19 protein-coding genes are annotated in these 18,161 nt (G+C 55.2%); 12 read left to right on the top strand and 7 right to left on the bottom strand.

Annotated elements, in window-relative coordinates:
• Nucleotides 1-2: 2 nt before the first annotated feature.
• Nucleotides 3-863 carry an HlyD family secretion protein gene (locus B2Q93_RS01360; RefSeq protein ID WP_286931655.1) on the top strand — a complete coding sequence of 287 codons (861 nt, stop codon included), beginning with the start codon at nt 3-5 and terminating at the stop codon, nt 861-863.
• On the top strand, nt 860-2,893 hold the full coding sequence (locus tag B2Q93_RS01355) for an FUSC family protein (RefSeq protein ID WP_286931654.1): 2,034 nt from the start codon (nt 860-862) through the stop codon (nt 2,891-2,893). The genes B2Q93_RS01360 and B2Q93_RS01355 overlap by 4 nt, the downstream gene beginning before the upstream one ends.
• Here B2Q93_RS01355 and sodC read toward each other — a convergent pair.
• The 3 genes from sodC to B2Q93_RS01340 form a co-directional block, all read right to left on the bottom strand.
• Complete coding sequence (gene sodC / locus B2Q93_RS01350) at nt 2,872-3,390, bottom strand: superoxide dismutase [Cu-Zn] SodC (protein ID WP_040075913.1); 519 nt, start codon at nt 3,388-3,390, stop codon at nt 2,872-2,874. The genes B2Q93_RS01355 and sodC overlap by 22 nt on opposite strands.
• Nucleotides 3,391-3,471: 81 nt before the next feature.
• Nucleotides 3,472-4,368, bottom strand: coding sequence for an aldo/keto reductase (locus B2Q93_RS01345; protein WP_046885974.1), 897 nt, complete (start codon nt 4,366-4,368; stop codon nt 3,472-3,474).
• Nucleotides 4,369-4,416: 48 nt separating this feature from the next.
• Nucleotides 4,417-4,656 carry a DUF1289 domain-containing protein gene (locus B2Q93_RS01340; RefSeq protein WP_040075915.1) on the bottom strand — a complete coding sequence of 80 codons (240 nt, stop codon included), beginning with the start codon at nt 4,654-4,656 and terminating at the stop codon, nt 4,417-4,419.
• Between the two features lie 149 nt (nt 4,657-4,805).
• Here B2Q93_RS01340 and eptA point away from each other — a divergent pair, with 149 nt between their 5' ends.
• The 5 genes from eptA to rnt all read left to right on the top strand — a co-directional run bounded on the left by eptA (nt 4,806) and on the right by rnt (nt 9,460).
• Nucleotides 4,806-6,434 (top strand): phosphoethanolamine transferase EptA, encoded by a 1,629-nt coding sequence (gene eptA, locus B2Q93_RS01335; RefSeq protein ID WP_286931813.1) that lies wholly within the window; start codon nt 4,806-4,808, stop codon nt 6,432-6,434.
• 38 nt (nt 6,435-6,472) lie between these two features.
• The gene (locus B2Q93_RS01330; protein WP_207293629.1) at nt 6,473-7,072 is read left to right on the top strand and encodes a TetR/AcrR family transcriptional regulator; all 600 of its coding nucleotides are present in this window, start codon (nt 6,473-6,475) and stop codon (nt 7,070-7,072) included.
• 53 nt (nt 7,073-7,125) lie between these two features.
• Complete coding sequence (locus B2Q93_RS01325; RefSeq protein WP_286931653.1) at nt 7,126-8,223, top strand: alkene reductase; 1,098 nt, start codon at nt 7,126-7,128, stop codon at nt 8,221-8,223.
• Nucleotides 8,224-8,306: 83 nt separating this feature from the next.
• Nucleotides 8,307-8,714 carry a lactoylglutathione lyase gene (gene gloA, locus B2Q93_RS01320; protein ID WP_046885972.1) on the top strand — a complete coding sequence of 136 codons (408 nt, stop codon included), beginning with the start codon at nt 8,307-8,309 and terminating at the stop codon, nt 8,712-8,714.
• Between the two features lie 95 nt (nt 8,715-8,809).
• Nucleotides 8,810-9,460 carry a ribonuclease T gene (gene rnt / locus B2Q93_RS01315; protein ID WP_046885971.1) on the top strand — a complete coding sequence of 217 codons (651 nt, stop codon included), beginning with the start codon at nt 8,810-8,812 and terminating at the stop codon, nt 9,458-9,460.
• Between the two features lie 42 nt (nt 9,461-9,502).
• On the opposite strand, the gene grxD is transcribed toward rnt, so the two are convergent.
• Nucleotides 9,503-9,850, bottom strand: coding sequence for a monothiol glutaredoxin 4 (grxD, locus tag B2Q93_RS01310; protein ID WP_032617810.1), 348 nt, complete (start codon nt 9,848-9,850; stop codon nt 9,503-9,505).
• Between the two features lie 335 nt (nt 9,851-10,185).
• Between grxD and B2Q93_RS01305 the strand changes: the two genes are divergently transcribed.
• Together B2Q93_RS01305 and sodB are read left to right on the top strand one after the other, a co-directional pair.
• Nucleotides 10,186-10,977 (top strand): C40 family peptidase, encoded by a 792-nt coding sequence (locus B2Q93_RS01305; RefSeq protein WP_207293625.1) that lies wholly within the window; start codon nt 10,186-10,188, stop codon nt 10,975-10,977.
• Between the two features lie 122 nt (nt 10,978-11,099).
• Nucleotides 11,100-11,684, top strand: a complete 585-nt coding sequence (gene sodB / locus B2Q93_RS01300) for a superoxide dismutase [Fe] (protein ID WP_286931652.1) — start codon at nt 11,100-11,102, stop codon at nt 11,682-11,684.
• 37 nt (nt 11,685-11,721) lie between these two features.
• Here the strand turns inward: sodB and B2Q93_RS01295 are convergent, their stop codons facing one another.
• Nucleotides 11,722-12,888, bottom strand: a complete 1,167-nt coding sequence (locus B2Q93_RS01295; protein WP_286931651.1) for an MFS transporter — start codon at nt 12,886-12,888, stop codon at nt 11,722-11,724.
• Nucleotides 12,889-13,051: 163 nt separating this feature from the next.
• Nucleotides 13,052-13,141 (bottom strand): YnhF family membrane protein, encoded by a 90-nt coding sequence (locus B2Q93_RS01290; protein ID WP_040075924.1) that lies wholly within the window; start codon nt 13,139-13,141, stop codon nt 13,052-13,054.
• A gap of 296 nt (nt 13,142-13,437) precedes the next feature.
• On the opposite strand from B2Q93_RS01290, the gene purR reads away from it, so the two are divergent.
• Nucleotides 13,438-14,463: an HTH-type transcriptional repressor PurR gene (gene purR, locus B2Q93_RS01285; protein ID WP_040075925.1), complete on the top strand. Its 1,026-nt coding sequence runs from the start codon at nt 13,438-13,440 to the stop codon at nt 14,461-14,463.
• Here the strand turns inward: purR and punR are convergent.
• Nucleotides 14,460-15,392 (bottom strand): DNA-binding transcriptional activator PunR, encoded by a 933-nt coding sequence (gene punR / locus B2Q93_RS01280; protein WP_286931650.1) that lies wholly within the window; start codon nt 15,390-15,392, stop codon nt 14,460-14,462. The two genes, purR and punR, sit on opposite strands and share 4 nt — an antisense overlap.
• Before the next feature lie 115 nt (nt 15,393-15,507).
• On the opposite strand from punR, the gene punC reads away from it, so the two are divergent.
• Complete coding sequence (gene punC, locus B2Q93_RS01275) at nt 15,508-16,704, top strand: purine nucleoside transporter PunC (protein WP_286931649.1); 1,197 nt, start codon at nt 15,508-15,510, stop codon at nt 16,702-16,704.
• Between the two features lie 296 nt (nt 16,705-17,000).
• Complete coding sequence (gene cfa, locus B2Q93_RS01270; protein WP_286781737.1) at nt 17,001-18,149, top strand: cyclopropane fatty acyl phospholipid synthase; 1,149 nt, start codon at nt 17,001-17,003, stop codon at nt 18,147-18,149.
• Nucleotides 18,150-18,161 lie beyond the last annotated feature (12 nt).

The following is an 18,161-nucleotide window of genomic DNA, read 5'->3' as shown; positions in this document are numbered from 1 at the left end:
CCATGTTAAAAACGCTCAAATATTTTTCCAGTTTAGCCGTGCTTGCGTTGGCCCTGGTCGCCGGATGGTGGGTGTGGAATTACTACATGCAGTCGCCGTGGACCCGGGACGGCAAGGTCCGCGCCGAGCAGGTCAGCATTACCCCGCAGGTTTCCGGTGCGATTACGGCCTTAAAGGTGAAAGACAATCAACTTGTCCACAGCGGCGACGTGTTGTTTCAAATTGACGAGACTCCCTATCATATCGCTGTGCTGAATGCGCAGGCGCAGCTGGCGAAAGCCCAGTCCGATCTCGCTAAAGCCAATAATGAAGCGAATCGTCGCCGCCACCTGTCACATAACTACATTTCGGCAGAAGATCTGGATACCGCCAATATCAACGTGAAAGCGATGCAGGCCAGCGTAAAAGTCGCTGAAGCGACGCTAAAACAGGCCGAGTGGCAGTTGACGCAGACGGTGGTTAAAGCCCCGGTGGATGGCTGGGTAACCAACCTCTCCACCCGCACCGGCGATTACGCCACCACCGGCCAGCCGCTGTTCGCCCTGGTGGACAGCCACTCGTTTTACGTGGTGGGATATTTTGAAGAAACCAAGCTTCGTCATATCCGTGCGGGCGCCCAGGCTCAAATTACCCTCTATAGCGGCGGTGTGACGTTACAGGGTCACGTCGGCAGCATTGGACGTGCCATCTTTGATCAGAGCGTGGAGACCGACTCGGGGCTGGTACCGGACGTGAAGCCGAATATCCCCTGGGTACGGCTGGCTCAGCGTATTCCGGTGCGTATCGAGTTTGACGAGCTGCCCAGGGATCTGACGTTGGTTTCCGGCACCACCTGTAGCGTCTCTATCGGAACCGCCCGGTGACACTCTCTACGTTCAGCTGGCGTAACACGCCGTGGCTCAAGGCGACCCCTGGGCAGTGGCGCTACGCGCTGCGCAACGGGATTGCCATGTGTCTGGCATTGACCTGCGCCTATTACCTGAATCTGGATGAACCTTACTGGGCGATGACCTCTGCGGCAGTGGTCAGCTTCCCTACCGTCGGTGGTGTCATAAGTAAAAGCCTGGGCCGGGTGGCGGGCAGTCTGTTAGGGGCGACCGCCGCGCTGATTATTGCCGGACACACGCTGAACGATCCGTGGCTGTTTTTATTCTGTATGGCGACCTGGCTTGGGGTCTGTACCTGGGCCTGCGCCCACTTCACCAATAACGTCGCCTATGCTTTTCAACTTGCAGGCTATACGGCGGCCATCATCGCCTTTCCGGTCATCAACATTCTTGATACCACGGAGTTATGGGATATGGCGCAGGCGCGGGTATGCGAAGTCATGCTCGGCATACTCTGCGGTGGTCTGATGATGATGATCCTGCCCAGCACCTCCGACGGGACGGCACTCATTACCGCCCTACAAAATATGCACGCCCGACTGCTGGAGCATGCCAGGCTGCTCTGGCAACCTGACACCAACGATGCAATCCGTCTTGCACACGAAAAAGTCATCGCCCAGATCCTGACCACCAATTTACTGCGCATTCAGGCCTTCTGGAGCCACTACCGTTTTCGCCGTCAAAACGCCCTGCTCAACTATTTGCTCCATCAGCAGTTGCGAATGACCAGCGCGATCTCCAGTCTGCGCCGCATGCTGCTCAACTGGCCCGATCCGCCTGAGACGATCCAGCCGGTCATACAACAGCTGCTGGAGGCGCTGAGCCGTCCGGAGACCGATTTCTATACCGTGGCGCGTATTATCGCACCGCTAAAACCGCATGAGGGGCAAGATTATCGCCATCACGCCTTCTGGCAGCGACTCCTCTGGTTTAGCCGACTCTACCTGCGGAGTAGCCGCTGGATTGCCATGCTGGAAGCGGCGACACCCATTACCACCTTTAACGTACCGCGCAGCCCGGCGCTGGCCCGGCACACTGATAACCTCGAAGCGTTGTGGAGCGGTTTTCGTACCTTCTGCGCGTTAACGCTTATCGGCGCCTGGACTCTTGCTACGCAGTGGGACGCCGGTGCTGCCGCGCTGACGCTGGCCGCCATCAGCAGCGTACTGTACTCAGTTTCACCCTCGCCGTTTAAATCGCTCAACCTGCTGCTGCGCACGCTGATCCTGCTCTCGCTGTTCAGCTTTGTGGTGAAGTTCGGGCTGATGGTGCAGATAAGCGATCTCTGGCAGTTCCTGCTGTACCTCTTCCCCTTGCTCACTACGATGCAGCTTCTCAAGCTACAGATGCCGAAACTGGCGGGACTTTGGGGGCAGTTGATCGTTTTTATGGGTTCTTTTATCGCGGTGACCAATCCACCGACCTATGACTTTGCCGATTTCTTAAATGACGATCTGGCTAAAATCCTGGGCGTCGGGCTGGTCTGGCTGGCGTTTGCAGTATTACGCCCGGGCTCTGACGCGCGTAAAAGCCGTCGTCATATTCGTGAGTTGCGGCGTGGGTTTGTCGACCAGCTCAGCCGCAGGCCTCAGCGGGATGAGAATGGTTATGAGTCGCTGGTATATCATCATGTTAGTCAGCTTAATACCAGTCAGGATGCGCAGGCGCGTCGCTGGCTGCTGCGCTGGGGGGTAGTGTTACTCAACTGTTCGCATGTGGTATGGCAATTACGCAGCTGGGAGACACGATCTGACCCACTCTCCCAGGTGCGTGATGTCTGTATTTCACTTCTGCGGGATGTGATGAGCGAACGCGGTGTGCAGCAACGTCCGCTCTCCACCACACTTAACGAGTTGCAGCGTATCTGCGATACGCTGGCGCGCCATCCGCAGCCGGCGGCACAGGATCTGGCTGCGCTGGTCTGGCGTCTACACTGTTCATTATCCCAGCTCGAGCATGCTCCTGCGCCGGGGACGCTGGGAGATCAAATGACGCCGCAGGCGTAACGCGCGCCGCCGCCGCCGAGAGGTTTCGGCTGATCGGACATATTGTCACCCCCCACGTGGATCATCAGCGCTTTGCCTTTCACCTCATCCAGTTTTTTCAGTCGAGGGGCCACCACCGCGTCCGTGGCTTTACCGTCGTTGTTCACGACCAATACCGGCAGATCGCCAAGGTGCCCCATACCGTCTGGCCCTTCGTGCTTGCCGCTCTGGTGAGGATCAAGGTGGCCGCCCGCCGCTTCAGCCGCCGACGGTTTCCCCTCTTTCATCGCTGGCTGGCAGGAGCCTTTCGCGTGAACGTGGAAGCCATGCTCGCCCGGAGGAAGGGCGTTAAGCGCGGGGGTAAATTCCAGCCCTTTATCCGTTTCGGTGATGGTCACCGTCCCGATTGACTGACCTACCCCCTGAGGTGTGACAAGGTTCATCTCAACTTCGTCGCTGGCGGCTTGCGCACCTGCGCTGACCACCAGCGCCAATATTGCCAGAGTAAAACGCTTCATATGACCTCCTCAGGTTATTTTTTGCCCCTTAAGTTTATACGAGGGGCAAGGATTTCACCGGAAAGTCAGATAAATAGAGATTTAGGGGACGTCGTATCCTAAAGCAGCTTTACGAATGCGGAACCATTGTTGACGCGTCATCTTGAGCTCTTCAGCGGCAATGGCCGAGCGCACGCGTTCGATTTTGCCGGATCCGATAATCGGCAACGGGCGTGACGGCAGGCGAAGCACCCAGGCGTAGACCACCTGTTCAATCGATTGTGCATTCAGCTCGCGCCCCACCTGCGCCAACTCATCGCGCAGCGGCTGGAACTGTTCGTCATTAAACAGACGACCGCCACCCAGGCAGGACCATGCCATTGGACGCACACGTAACTGTTGCAGTTGATCGAGAGTGCCGTCCAGCAGCAGGGGCTGATGTACCGGCGAAATCTCTACCTGGTTGGTCGCCAGAGTGAAAGGCACACGAGACTGCAGCAGCGCGAACTGCGCAGGGGTAAAATTCGAGACGCCGAAATGGCGCACTTTGCCGCTCTGGTGAAGTGCCAGGAAAGCCTCTGCAACCTCGTCAGCATCCATTAAAGGGTCCGGGCGGTGGATCAGCAACAGGTCGATATGGTCGGTCGCCAGATTTACCAGCGACTGCTCAGCGCTTTGCACAATGTGGTCGCGATCGGTGATGTAGTGACCCAGGGCATGCTCGGGTTTGGCGGTGGTGGCGATACCGCATTTGGTCACCACCTCCATCCGCTGACGCAGCGACGGCGCCAGCTTCATCGCTTCGCCAAACGCCGCTTCGCATTGATAACCGCCATAGATATCCGCGTGATCGACGGTGGTGATCCCTAAATCAAGATGTTCTTCAATAAAGCTCACCAGCTGGCGGGCGGACATGTTCCAGTCCATCAAACGCCAGTAACCCATCACAAAACGCGAGAATTCCGGCCCCTGCGGGGCGAGAGTAATACGCTGAACCATTGGATTTTCCTCAACATAAAGATGAGATGAGTATACGCATTTTGCAGGTTAAAACAGTGAGGGTTGCTGGGGTTCTTCGGCATCGGGCGGCCTGTTTGCGCGTAATTTGCGCAGCAGACGTTGGCGACAGAGGCGCAGTACCTCCTGCTTTTGCGCGTCGCTCAGGGTTTGCCAGTTAAAGCGCTCCTCCCGGCTACGCATACAGCCCCGGCAGAATCCACGTTCATCCGACTGGCAGATACCCCGGCACGGGCTCTGAACGGGAAAAAACTCCAGTTGTTCTGCCACACCCACCTCCCGGCCCAATGAATAGAGTAAAGTGAAGACCTTAAGCCGGGGTTACGCAAGGCGTCAATATCAGAAATGTGGGGCTAAGGTTTCACTAATCTTTGCTCCTTATACTCGCGTCATCACAACAATGAAGGGTTTTACTGATGATGCGCCTTTTTAATAAGTTACAGTGTAACGATACCCGGTTTACGCTCGGCTGCGCGCTCTTTTTTACACTTTTGAATGCCCTGTTCATTCATCGTAGCTGGGCCATTATTGCGCCAGCCCGACTGCATGAATATCTCTTCGCGTTCTCGATTCCAGTGGTGCTGTTCTGCGGCTGGGTAATCGTTTTTAGCTTTTTAAACATCCCGCTGATTCGTAAACCGCTGCTGGTGCTACTGACGCTGGGCTGCGCCGCGGCGACCTGGTTCATGTTTACCTACGGGGCGGTTATCGATCAGAACATGATGGTGAACGTCTTCGAGACGAATTCACAGGAAGCGACGGCGTTGATTACCCCGCAGTTGGTGCTATGGCTGACGGTGGCCGGGCTGGTGCCGGCTGTGGTGTTGGCGATGGTTCGCATCCGCCCTGCCCGCTGGTGGCATGTGCTGGTGATGCGTCTGGCGTCGATCCTGGGAAGCCTGTTGATTATTATTTTGATTGCCGCGGTCTTCTATAAGGATTACGCCTCGCTGTTTCGCAATAACAAAAGCATCGTCAAGATGGTCACGCCGGCGAACTACGTGAGTGCGATAGTGAAATACAGCAAAGCGCGCTGGTTTGAAGGCGATCAAACCCTGATTCGGCAGGGAGAAGATGCCCATAAAGGGCCGGTTTTGCTGGCTCAGCATAAAAAAACCGTGCTGGTGCTGGTGCTGGGCGAGGCCTCACGGGCAGAAAACTATTCGCTCAATGGCTATGGGCGTGAGACGAATCCGGAACTGAAAAAACAGAACGTGATTAACTTCCCCCAGGCGTCGTCCTGTGGCACCGAAACTGCCGTTTCTGTTCCCTGCATGTTCTCCGGAATGCCGCGCAAGCAGTATGATGCCGATCTCGCCCATCATAAGGAGGGGCTGATGGACGTGCTCGCTCACGCGGGTGTGAATCTGTTGTGGCGCGATAATGACGGAGGCTGTAAAGGGGCCTGCAATCGTGTGCACTTTACCGATATGACCCAGTGGAAGCAGGATCAACTCTGTAAAGACAGTGTCTGCATTGATGACGTTGATCTCTATCGTCTGGATAAAGTTCTGGACGGTCTGAAGCAGGACAGCGTGCTGGTTATTCACCTGATGGGTAGCCACGGCCCGGCCTATTATCGGCGCTATCCGCCGCAGTTCCGTCGTTTTACGCCCACCTGCGATACCAATGAAATTCAGAACTGCGATCATCAGGCGCTGCTTAATACTTACGACAACACCATTCTCTACACCGATAGCGTGGTGAGCAAAACGATTGATGCGCTGAAGGCCCGACAGAACAGCATGAATACGGCGCTGATCTATCTCTCCGACCACGGTGAATCGCTGGGAGAGAACGGCCTGTATCTGCACGGTACCCCGTATATGCTGGCACCGTCGCAACAGACCCATATTCCGTTTTTGTTCTGGCTATCGGCGGATTATCAGAAAGGCTTCGGCATTAACGAACAGTGCGTGCGCCAACAGGCGCAGACCGAGGCTGTATCGCAAGATAATCTGTTCTCCACGGTGCTCGGCATGATGAATGTGCAAACCTCGGTGTATCAGCCTCAAAGCGATTTGCTGAACCCCTGTCGACGAACATAACGCTTGCATTAGACCGAACGGTCTACTACATTGAGGCCATGAACAGAAACACTGAACACGATACTCGCGAACACCTCCTGGCCACCGGTGAAAAGCTCTGCATGCACCGGGGATTTACCGGCATGGGGCTGAGCGAACTGCTTAAAACCGCCGATGTACCAAAGGGGTCGTTTTACCACTACTTCCGCTCGAAAGAGGCGTTTGGGGTGGCATTGCTCGAGCGGCATTACGCTAATTACCATCAGCGCCTTGCTCAACATTTTACGGGCGGCGCAGGTAATCATCGTGATCGTGTGCTGGCGTATTATCAAGAGACGCTGAACCAGTTTTGTTCGCAGGGCATTATCAGTGGATGCCTTACCGTGAAGCTCTCTGCAGAGGTGTGCGATCTTTCAGAAGATATGCGCACGGCGATGGACAAAGGGGCCAGCGGGGTGATTACCCTCCTCGCTCAGGCGTTGTCTGCGGGGCGTGATGAAAAATCACTGAGCTTTATTGGCGAGCCGTTGACCCAGGCACAAGTGCTCTACTCCTTGTGGCTGGGGGCGAACCTGCAGGCCAAAATATCGCACAGTGCCGTACCGCTTGAGAGCGCACTGGCGCACGTCCAGAACATCATTATCACGCCTGGTGGTTAACAGGCGTTTTTATTTCGCACTTTACTAGACGACCGGTCTACTCAGGAGACGCTATGTCAGCTTCAAAATTGTTTACCCCACTGAAAGTCGGTGCCGTGACCGCGCCAAACCGCGTATTTATGGCCCCGCTGACCCGTCTGCGCAGCATTGAGCCGGGTGATATCCCGACGCCGCTGATGGGCGAATATTATCGCCAGCGCGCCAGCGCAGGTCTGATTATCTCCGAAGCAACGCAGATTTCCGCCCAGGCGAAAGGCTATGCCGGTGCACCGGGTCTGCACAGCCCGGAACAGATTGCCGCGTGGAAAAAAATCACCGCAGGCGTACATGCTGAAGAGGGACGTATTGCCGTTCAGCTGTGGCATACCGGGCGTATTTCGCACAGTAGCATTCAACCTGACGGCCAGGCGCCGGTATCGGCCTCAGCCCTGAACGCCGGCACCCGCACCTCGCTGCGCGACGAACAAGGCCGCGCTATCCGCGTGGATACCACTACGCCGCGCTCGCTGGAGCTCGAAGAGATCCCTGGTATTGTGAATGATTTCCGACAGGCGGTGGCAAACGCCCGTGAAGCCGGCTTCGATATGATCGAGCTGCACTCTGCGCACGGATACCTGTTGCACCAGTTCCTCTCCCCGTCTTCTAACCAGCGTACCGATCAGTACGGCGGCAGCGTTGAAAACCGCGCGCGCCTGGTGCTGGAAGTGGTCGATGCTGTGGTAGCTGAAATCGGTGCTGACCGCGTCGGTATTCGCGTATCACCGATTGGCAGCTTCCAGAATGTGGATAACGGTCCGAACGAAGAAGCCGATGCGCTGTACCTGATCGAAGAGCTGGCAAAACGCGGCATTGCCTATCTGCACATGTCCGAGCCGGACTGGGCCGGTGGCCAGCCTTACTCTGAAGCATTCCGTGAAAAAGTGCGTGCCCGTTTCCAGGGCGTCATTATCGGTGCGGGTGCGTATACACCTGAGAAAGCGGAAGATCTGATCAACAAAGGTCTGATTGATGCCGTTGCTTTTGGCCGCGATTATATTGCTAACCCGGATCTGGTCGCGCGTTTGAAACATAAAGCCGAACTCAACCAGCAGCGTCCGGAAAGCTTCTATGGCGGCGGTGCTGAAGGTTATACCGATTATCCAACTTTATAAACGGCGCATTGATAGCGGCGACACTTCGCCGCTATACTAAAACATCGTTTCTGTTCAAGATGATAAAAAGCTAAGAGGATACTATGCGCTTACTTCATACCATGCTGCGTGTTGGCGACCTGCAACGTTCCATCGAATTTTACACCAACGTGCTGGGCATGAAACTGCTGCGCACCAGCGAAAACCCGGAGTACAAATACTCCCTCGCCTTTGTCGGTTATGGCGAAGAGAGCGAAGAAGCGGTCATTGAGCTGACCTACAACTGGGGTGTGGACAGCTATGAGCTGGGCACCGCTTACGGTCATATCGCGCTGGAAGTGGACAACGCAGCAGAGGCGTGCGAGCGCATCCGTGCCAACGGCGGTAATGTTACCCGTGAAGCTGGCCCGGTTAAAGGCGGCACCACCGTGATTGCGTTTGTTGAAGATCCAGACGGTTATAAAATTGAACTGATTGAAGCCAAAGACGCCGGTCGCGGTCTGGGCAATTAATCCCCCGGGCGCGCTACGCGCCCGTTGTTTTACTGCATCCCTTCTCAAAATTTGCCATAATGCGCACTGCTTTTTCCCCCTTTTAAGAGACCCAGATGTCCGATATCGCTCAATTTTCCGGTCTGTGTGACCGTTTTCGTGGCTTTTATCCTGTCGTCATTGATGTAGAAACCGCCGGATTTAATGCTAAAACCGATGCGCTGCTTGAGATCGCCGCGATCACGTTGAAAATGGATGAACAGGGCTGGTTGATGCCGGACGAGACGCTGCATTTCCACGTGGAGCCTTTTGAAGGTGCCAATCTGCAGCCAGAGGCGCTGGCCTTTAACGGCATCGACCCGCACAATCCGCTGCGTGGCGCGGTAAGCGAATACGACGCTCTGCACGCCATCTTCAAAATGGTCCGCAAGGGGATGAAAGACCAGAACTGTAATCGCGCCATTATGGTCGCCCATAACGCGACCTTCGATCATAGCTTTATGATGGCTGCCGCCGAGCGCTCTTCCCTGAAACGCAACCCGTTCCATCCGTTTGTGACCTTTGACACCGCGGCCCTGAGCGGACTCGCGCTGGGTCAGACGGTGCTGTCTAAAGCCTGTATTACCGCGGGTATTGAGTTTGATGGCAGCCAGGCCCACTCAGCCCTCTATGATACTGAGCGTACCGCGGAGCTGTTTTGCGAGATCGTCAACCGCTGGAAACGCCTGGGCGGCTGGCCGCTGCCGATAGGCGACAGCGAGGAATAAAAAAAGCGACCGTAAGGTCGCTTTTTTGCATGGCGAGAGACGTTACTCTGCGCCCGGCTCTTCCGATTTGTACTTGGCAGCGGTCTCTTTGATGAGCTGCTGCAGTTCACCGCGCTGATACATCTCGATCAGGATATCGCAGCCGCCAACCAGTTCACCATCAACCCACAGCTGTGGGAAGGTCGGCCAGTTTGCGTATTTCGGCAGCTCGGCACGAATGTCCGGGTTCTGCAGAATATCAACGTAAGCAAAACGCTCACCACAGGCAGAAAGCGCCTGCACTGCTTGTGCGGAAAAACCACAGCTTGGCAGCTTCGGAGAACCTTTCATGTACAGGAGAATCGGGTTTTCAGCGATTTGCTGCTGAATTTTTTCAATAGTGGTGCTCATGTCTTGCTTCCTTTAACTTCTGTTACGGCAATCGTCTGTCATTGTAGCGTTTCAGAACGACAACGGAAAATAACATTTTCGTCACGTTATCTATTGTATCGCGCTACCGATAAAGCTGCATTCTAAAAGTAACTTAACCCTGTTCTGTCCAGGGTTTTGTTCAGCTAATGAACAATACGCTCTCTTTATGGTGATTTTTTTTGCGCTCGCTAACGAAACGTCGTTTTAGCGGTGAAAGTTTATTAACTTTGTCCCTTTTTATGGATTAGAATCGACGGGCTTTGTAAATCACACGCGGGTATTATTGTTGCCCGGAATTATTAGGGGATTGCCCAGTGGCGCGGATAAATAAAATCTCGATCACGCTCTGTGCTTTGCTGTTTACGACACTGACTTTCACCTCAACGGCGACCGCCTCAGAGCAGGCGCGGACCTCGGCCGTGCAAAAAAAACATCTGGTGAAAGTGACGGAACCCAAGAAAAAGAGCAGCAGCAAAAAAACCACGAAGAAAGAGAGCAGTAAAAAGAGCAGTAGCAAAAAAAACCTCGCAAAAACGCAGACCGCCTCTTCCAGTAAAAAAAGTAAAACCTCTTCCCGCACCGCGCCCAAAACCGCTTCTCGCGTGGTGACTGAAAAATGCACCGTCCGTAAAGGCCATAAAACCCGCTGCGTCAAAACCAGCAAGCCCACGACGCTTGCCGAGGCGCATAAAGTGCGGATGCAGAAAGCGCAAAAGACGGCAATGAATAAACTGATGGGCCAGATTGGTAAACCTTATCGCTGGGGTGGCAACTCGCCACGTACCGGTTTCGATTGCAGCGGTCTGGTCTGGTATGCCTATAAAGATCTGGTGAAGTTCCGTATTCCACGTACCGCCAATGAGATGTACCACCTGCGCGATGCCTCGCCGGTCAATCGCGGCGAACTGGAGAGCGGGGACCTGGTCTTCTTCCGCACTCAGGGTCGCGGTACCGCCGATCACGTAGGGGTGTATGTGGGCAATGGGAAGTTTATTCAGTCTCCACGTACGGGCCAGGATATTCAGATCACCTCCCTGAGTGAAGATTACTGGCAACGCCATTATGTGGGTGCCCGCCGCGTCATGACCCCAAAAACCATTCGTTAACGCCCCACCCCGCTGCAACTGCAGCGGGATTTACAACGCTTTAACCCCACTCCGCTATTTGCTACCCTAACCCTACGCTCAATAGGGTTATTGAGTGCGCAACTATAATAAGGAGTGAAGCAATGTCGTCGTTCGAATTACCTGCATTACCATACGAAAAAACGGCGCTGGAACCGCATATTTCGGCAGAGACCCTCGAATACCATTACGGTAAACATCATCAGACCTATGTCACGAACCTGAACAATCTCATTGCGGGTACAGCTTTCGAAGGCAAATCCCTGGAAGAGATTATTCGGACTTCCGAAGCGGGCGTTTTCAACAACGCAGCGCAGGTGTGGAACCACACTTTCTACTGGCACTGCCTGGCACCAAATGCGGGTGGAGAACCAACAGGTGAACTGGCACAGGCGATTGCTGCAAGCTTCGGCAGCTTTGCTGATTTCAAGGCAAAATTTACCGATGCGGCGGTGAAGAACTTTGGCGCAGGCTGGACCTGGCTTGTGAAAGAGGCCGACGGCAAACTGGCCATCGTTTCAACCTCAAACGCCGGCACGCCGCTGACCACCAGCGCAACCCCGTTGATGACCGTGGACGTGTGGGAACATGCGTATTACATCGACTACCGTAACGCGCGCCCGAACTATCTGGAACATTTCTGGGCGCTGGTAAACTGGGACTTTGTGGCGAAGAATTTCGCTGCATAACGAAAACGCAGAAGGGTCACCCCTTCTGCGCTAGTATCTACTCCGCAACGCAGACCTGTTCAGGCTGACGACGACCCGACAGCAGCACCAGAAGCAAGCCAAAACCGGCTATCACCGCTCCCATCACTGGAACCACGCTGTAGCCCATTCCGCTGGAGATGACCGCACCACCCGCTGCCGCACCAAGCGCATTCCCGAGGTTAAACGCCCCGATATTCACCGAAGAGGATAATCCCGGCGCTTCGCTGGCGACCCGCATCACCCGCATCTGCAGTGGAGGCACCACGGCAAAGGTAGCGGCACCCCATACCACCATGCTGATGGCTGCACCAATTTCAGTGCGCGCCAGCCACGGAATGGCAAGCATGATGACAATCAGCAGCAGTAAAAAGCCTTTCAGGGTAGCGGTGACCGAGCGATCCGCAAGCTTGCCGCCCAGATAGTTGCCAATGGAAAATCCGACGCCAATCAACACCAGCATGGCGGTGACAAACGCGGGCGTCGCATGGGTAATATCGCGCAACACCGGTGAGATATAGGTATAAAGGGTAAACATTGCCCCGGCACCCAGCACGGTGGTTAACAGCGCAGAAAGCACTTGCGGACGCAGTAACACCGCCAGCTCTTTACGCACCTCCGGACGCTCACCCGCGCTCCCTTTCGGTAAAGAGAAGTAGAGGGCGACCATCGCCACCATACCTAACCCGGCCGTGGCGAAGAAAGACATACGCCAGCCAATGGTTTCCCCCAGCCAGGTAGCTGCCGGAACGCCGCCGATATTGGCGATGGTGAGACCCATAAACATGGTCGCCACGGCGCTGGCCTGCTTATGTTTAGGTACCACGCTGGCCGCGACCACCGAGCCGAGGCCGAAGAACGCCCCATGATTAAGGCTGGTCAGGATGCGCGAGAGCATCAGGGTGCTGTAATCCGGCGCTACGGCAGAGAGCACATTGCCGACGGTGAAAATTGCCATCAGGAAAATAAGTGCGTTGCGGCGTGCGCGGTGCGAGAGGAGAAGCGTCATCAACGGCGCCCCCACCATCACGCCGATGGCATAAGCACTGATCAGCATCCCCGCCGCCGGGATAGAGACATCTACGCCACGGGCAATGACCGGGAGTAATCCCATGGGAGAGAATTCAGTCGTGCCAATCCCGAAGGCACCTATCGCCAGGGCCAGCAGGGGAAAATTGATTTTCATACGTCAACTCCAGAAACCGTGTCTTGATGCGACACAGAACAGTGAAGGCGAAAGCATGACATCAATCACAAAAAATGAGAAGTTAACAATTGAGCAAAAGATTTTTGCCAGAAGGGTAACAATCAGGAAAGGCAGGAGGGAGGTGATACTCCCCCCCAGTCACTCAGTGCAGAATCGCGGTAAAACTTGCCGCAACAATCAGACCCAGAACAATGATGGTGGTTGTCAGCGAAAACTTAAGATCGGTATTCATCAATTTTTCTCCTTATAATCCCCCCACGAAAAGTGAGCCTGCTCATTTTTACACAACTTACGCTAAAAATCTTGCAGGATTTAGTGCGATATCCGTTTTTGCTCTTCCCCTTTTGGTCAAGATCAGACAAAATTCCAGGCTTAATTTATTAGCGTACCGGCCATTGACCCCCTCCTGACGTCCTGTGTCGTTTTCCCGGCGTACCGCAATTCAGATTGCGCAATTAGGGTGAGAGAAGGCAATCGTTTACCTTTCGGTTTTTCAGGAGTTTAGGATATGGTCTGGAGTGACATCTAATGGCAACAATCAAAGACGTAGCGAAACGAGCAAACGTTTCCACTACAACCGTATCACATGTAATTAACAAAACGCGTTTTGTCGCTGAAGAGACGCGTAATGCCGTCTGGGCGGCGATCAAAGAGCTGCACTATTCACCGAGCGCGGTCGCTCGCAGCCTGAAAGTGAATCACACCAAATCTATCGGCTTGTTAGCAACCAGTAGCGAAGCGCCCTACTTTGCCGAGATTATCGAAGCCGTGGAGAAAAACTGTTTCCAGAAGGGCTATACCCTGATTCTTGGCAACGCGTGGAATAACCTGGAAAAGCAGCGGGCCTATTTATCGATGATGGCGCAAAAGCGTGTCGACGGTCTGCTGGTGATGTGTTCAGAGTACCCGGAACCCGTGCTGACGATGCTGGAAGAGTATCGCAATATCCCGATGGTGGTGATGGACTGGGGTGAAGCGAAAGCTGACTTTACCGACTCCGTTATCGATAACGCCTTCGAGGGGGGTTACATGGCGGGGCGTTATCTGATTGAACGCGGACACCGTGAAATCGGCGTTATCCCCGGCCCGCTGGAGCGTAATACCGGCGCCGGACGTCTGGCTGGGTTTATGAAAGCGATGGAAGAGGCGCTGATCACCGTGCCAGAAAACTGGATTGTGCAGGGCGATTTTGAGCCCGAGTCCGGCTATCGTGCCATGCAGCAGATCCTCTCTCAATCTCCGCGCCCGACCGCCGTGTTCTGCGGGGGAGATGTGATGGCAATGGGCGCGCTCTGCGCTGCAGACGAGATGGGACTGCGGGTGCCGCAAGACATTTCGTTGATCGGGTATGATAACGTGCGCAACGCGCGCTTCTTTACCCCGGCTCTGACCACCATCCATCAGCCTAAAGATTTCCTCGGTGAAACCGCATTTAACATGCTGCTGGATCGCATCGTCAATAAGCGAGAAGAGTCGCAATCAATTGAAGTGCATCCCCGCCTTATTGAACGCCGCTCGGTGGCCGACGGCCCGTTCCGCGATTATCGCCGTTAATCCTCCTGCGGAGCCAGCGCGTCTGGCTCCCGCAACCACTCCCTGTTCATCGTTTCGCTATCCCCAAGATAATCCAGCAGCCAGGCCAGCGCAGGCGACATATCATTCTGTTGCCATGTCAGGCAGCAGGCCGCATCCGGGAAGGGATTCTCAAGCTGCAACATCACCCATTTGCCGGCATCGATCCAGGGGCGGGCAAAATGGGCGGGAACCATTCCCACGCAGAGCCCGGCAGAGAGGCAATCGGCAGAGGATGCCCAGTCCGGGGCAACGATTCGCCGCTGGTTATCCAGCAGCCAGGTAATACGTTTGGGTAATGAGCGGGAGGTATCTTCCAGCACCAGCGAGGGCCAGCTGCGCAAGGTATCATCGCTGAGCGGCCCTGGCATCGCCGCCAGCGGATGGTGGCTTGCCACCACGCAGTGCCAGCTTAGCGTTCCCATATCGCGAAACGCCCAGCGCCCACCCACGGGGATGGCCTGAGTCGCGCCGATCGCCATCTCTACCCGGCCATCGGCCAGCGCATCCCAGACGCCATTGAACACCTCCTGCGAGACGCGCAGTTCCACATCAGAAAAGTGGCGATAAAAATCGAGGATCATCTGGCGGGTACGCTCGGGGCGGACGATATTATCCACGGCGATAGAGAGGTGCCCGCGCCAGCCGTTCGCAATTTGCTGGCACTGCTCGCGGGTGATCTGCATTTTTTTGATAACAGAGCGCCCTTCTTTCAAAAACCATGCCCCTGCGGGGGTCAGTTCCACGTCACGGTGGCGGCGCTCAAACAGCGGCACCGCCAGCCACTCCTCCAGCTGGCGCACCGTATAGCTGATGGCAGAAGGTACGCGATGCAGCTCTTGCGCTGCGCCGCTAAAGCTGCCGTTACGGGCTACCGCATCTACGACTTCAAGGGAATATTCTGACCACATTTTCTGCCTGCAAATTTTTTGAATGCAACCGCCAAATATTAGCGTTTCACAAGCGGTATTGCACTCTCTACACTCAGCGGCTGCCACACCTGCATACAAAATGGGGAATACCATCGTGACACCCGGGAAAGGATTTTTAGTCTGGCTTGGCGGCTTAAGCGTGCTGGGCTTTCTTGCAACCGATATGTACCTGCCCGCTTTTGCGGCGATGCAGGAAGATTTACAAACGCCAGCTGCTGCCATCAGCGCCAGCCTGAGCGTGTTCCTGGCCGGCTTCGCCTTTGCGCAGTTGCTCTGGGGGCCGCTCTCCGATCGCTTTGGTCGTAAACCAATCTTGCTGACCGGTTTAGCGATTTTCGCTGTCGGCTGCCTCGGCATGCTATGGGTGCGCGATGCGACCTGGCTGCTGGTATTACGATTCGTGCAGGCCGTGGGCGTATGTGCTGCGGCGGTCACCTGGCAGGCGCTGGTGACAGACTACTATCCGGCGTCCCGTACCAACCGTATATTTGCCACCATTATGCCGCTGGTCGGGCTCTCCCCTGCTCTCGCCCCGCTGCTGGGCAGCTGGCTACTGGCTCACTTTGACTGGCAAGCCATCTTTGCCGTCTTGTTCGCGATTACGCTGTTGTTGATGCTTCCGGCCTTCACCCTTAAACGCCGTAGCGTGCAGCATGTTAGCGCCGCCGCACCCGTTACCTTCACCACGCTCCTGCGCACCCGCGCGTATCGTGGCAACGTGCTGATTTATGCCGCCTGCTCCGCCAGCTTCTTCGCCTGGCTGACCGGGTCGCCGTTTATTCTCAACGAAATGGGTTACAGCCCGGCCGTGATTGGCCTGAGCTATGTGCCGCAGACTATCGCCTTTCTGGTTGGCGGCTATGGTTGCCGCGCAGCCCTGCAAAAATGGCACGGGCATCAGATGCTGCCATGGCTGCTGGTGTTGTATGCCCTGAGCGTGGTTGCTACCTGGGCTGTCGGTTTTATCCCCGGCGCGAACCTCGTGGAGTTGCTGATCCCGTTCTGTCTGATGGCGGTGGCTAACGGCGCGATCTACCCGATTGTGGTAGCGCAGGCGTTGCGTCCCTTCCCACAGGCCACCGGGAGCGCGGCGGCGCTGCAAAATACATTGCAGCTGGGGCTCTGTTTCCTGGCGAGTCTGCTTGTCTCCTGGCTTATTGCGACACCGCTGCTGACGACCACCAGCGTGATGCTGGCCACCGTGGCGCTGGCGGGGCTGGGCTATCGGATGCAGTATGTAAAAGCATCAGAGCAGCACGAAACGCTGCAGCCAGAATCCTCAGAAGCATAGTGCCGTCAGACATTATGTTAAAAATCAGTTATTAGCCTGCTAACAACTTTCTGTTGAAGGAGGCTTTTTTCAGGCCTATACTGAGTTCGCGGTCTAATAATAACGATACTTATTATGTAGTAACGGGAGCCGGAGCGCTCCCGTTTCACCATGGAAGGCCTTTCGGCAAGGGTCACCTCCCTTCCTCTGTTCTACGTCGGATACTAGCCTCGCGGGAAAGCCGTGAGATTTCTCACAAACCAAAAGAGCGTCTACGCTGTTTAAAGGTTCTGATCACAGCGAGTGATGGAGAAGCTATGAGTTCATCGTGTATAGAAGAAGTCACCATCCGGGACGACAACTGGTTCCGGATCGTCAATGAAATGCTAAGCCGCGCGGGCATCGCGATTAACGGCACGGCCCCCTCTGATATTCAGGTCAAACACCCGGACTTTTTCAAACGTGTCATGCGGGAAGGTTCGCTGGGACTTGGCGAGAGTTATATGGACGGCTGGTGGGAGTGCGAACGGCTGGATATCTTTTTCACTCGCGTTCTCCGCGCCGGACTGGAAAATCAGTTACCCAGTCATCTGAAAGATACGCTGCGCATTGCCACTGCCCGTCTGCTCAACCTTCAAAGCAAAAAACGCGCCTGGATCGTCGGAAAGGAACATTACGACCTCGGAAACGATCTCTTTACCCGCATGCTTGACCCCTTTATGCAGTACTCCTGCGGTTACTGGAAAGAGGCAGACTCTCTTGAACAAGCCCAGCAGGATAAACTGCAGCTTATTTGCCAGAAATTGCAGCTGGAGCCCGGCATGAGGGTGCTGGATATCGGTTGCGGCTGGGGTGGGCTGGCCCAGTATATGGCGCAGCACTATGGCGTGAGCGTCGTCGGGGTGACTATCTCTGCTGAGCAGCAAAAAATGGCACAGGCGCGGTGTGAGGGGCTGGATGTCACGATTTTACTGCAGGATTACCGTGAACTGCGCGATCAGTTTGACCGCATCGTTTCGGTAGGGATGTTCGAGCACGTGGGGCCCAAGAACTACCGCACCTACTTTGAAGTGGTCGATCGTAACCTTAAACCTGACGGGTTGTTTCTGCTGCATACCATCGGCTCGAAAAAAACGGACCTGAAGGTGGATCCCTGGATCAACAAATACATCTTTCCGAATGGCTGTTTACCCTCTGTGCGCCAGATTGCTACTGCCAGCGAACCGCACTTCGTGATGGAAGACTGGCATAATTTCGGCGCAGATTACGATACCACGCTAATGGCATGGTATTCGCGTTTCCTCGCCAGCTGGCCGGAAATTGCAGACAACTATTCAGAACGATTTAAACGGATGTTCAGCTATTATCTGAATGCCTGCGCAGGGGCTTTTCGTGCGCGTGATATTCAGCTGTGGCAGGTGGTCTTTAGCCGCGGCGTTGAACACGGCCTGCGGGTCGCCCGTTAAAAAATACCCCGG

It is taken from the genome of Leclercia sp. UBA5958, assembly GCF_002430365.1.
GTDB classification, from domain to species: domain Bacteria; phylum Pseudomonadota; class Gammaproteobacteria; order Enterobacterales; family Enterobacteriaceae; genus Enterobacter; species Enterobacter pneumoniae.
The sequence above is the reverse complement of the archived record's forward strand: the minus strand, read 5'-3'. Positions and strand labels throughout refer to the sequence as shown.

Bases quoted from the DNA above. Each gene is read 5' to 3' on its own strand.
- eptA (WP_286931813.1), top strand. From the start codon at position 4,806: ATGCGCCTTTTTAATAAGTTACAGTGTAACGATACCCGGTTTACGCTC.
- punR (WP_286931650.1), bottom strand. From the start codon at position 15,392: ATGTGGTCAGAATATTCCCTTGAAGTCGTAGATGCGGTAGCCCGTAAC.
- B2Q93_RS01290 (WP_040075924.1), bottom strand. From the start codon at position 13,141: ATGAATACCGATCTTAAGTTTTCGCTGACAACCACCATCATTGTTCTG.
- gloA (WP_046885972.1), top strand. From the start codon at position 8,307: ATGCGCTTACTTCATACCATGCTGCGTGTTGGCGACCTGCAACGTTCC.
- B2Q93_RS01295 (WP_286931651.1), bottom strand. From the start codon at position 12,888: ATGAAAATCAATTTTCCCCTGCTGGCCCTGGCGATAGGTGCCTTCGGG.
- cfa (WP_286781737.1), top strand. From the start codon at position 17,001: ATGAGTTCATCGTGTATAGAAGAAGTCACCATCCGGGACGACAACTGG.
- B2Q93_RS01330 (WP_207293629.1), top strand. From the start codon at position 6,473: ATGAACAGAAACACTGAACACGATACTCGCGAACACCTCCTGGCCACC.
- rnt (WP_046885971.1), top strand. From the start codon at position 8,810: ATGTCCGATATCGCTCAATTTTCCGGTCTGTGTGACCGTTTTCGTGGC.
- purR (WP_040075925.1), top strand. From the start codon at position 13,438: ATGGCAACAATCAAAGACGTAGCGAAACGAGCAAACGTTTCCACTACA.
- B2Q93_RS01325 (WP_286931653.1), top strand. From the start codon at position 7,126: ATGTCAGCTTCAAAATTGTTTACCCCACTGAAAGTCGGTGCCGTGACC.
- B2Q93_RS01345 (WP_046885974.1), bottom strand. From the start codon at position 4,368: ATGGTTCAGCGTATTACTCTCGCCCCGCAGGGGCCGGAATTCTCGCGT.
- grxD (WP_032617810.1), bottom strand. From the start codon at position 9,850: ATGAGCACCACTATTGAAAAAATTCAGCAGCAAATCGCTGAAAACCCG.
- sodB (WP_286931652.1), top strand. From the start codon at position 11,100: ATGTCGTCGTTCGAATTACCTGCATTACCATACGAAAAAACGGCGCTG.
- B2Q93_RS01360 (WP_286931655.1), top strand. From the start codon at position 3: ATGTTAAAAACGCTCAAATATTTTTCCAGTTTAGCCGTGCTTGCGTTG.
- sodC (WP_040075913.1), bottom strand. From the start codon at position 3,390: ATGAAGCGTTTTACTCTGGCAATATTGGCGCTGGTGGTCAGCGCAGGT.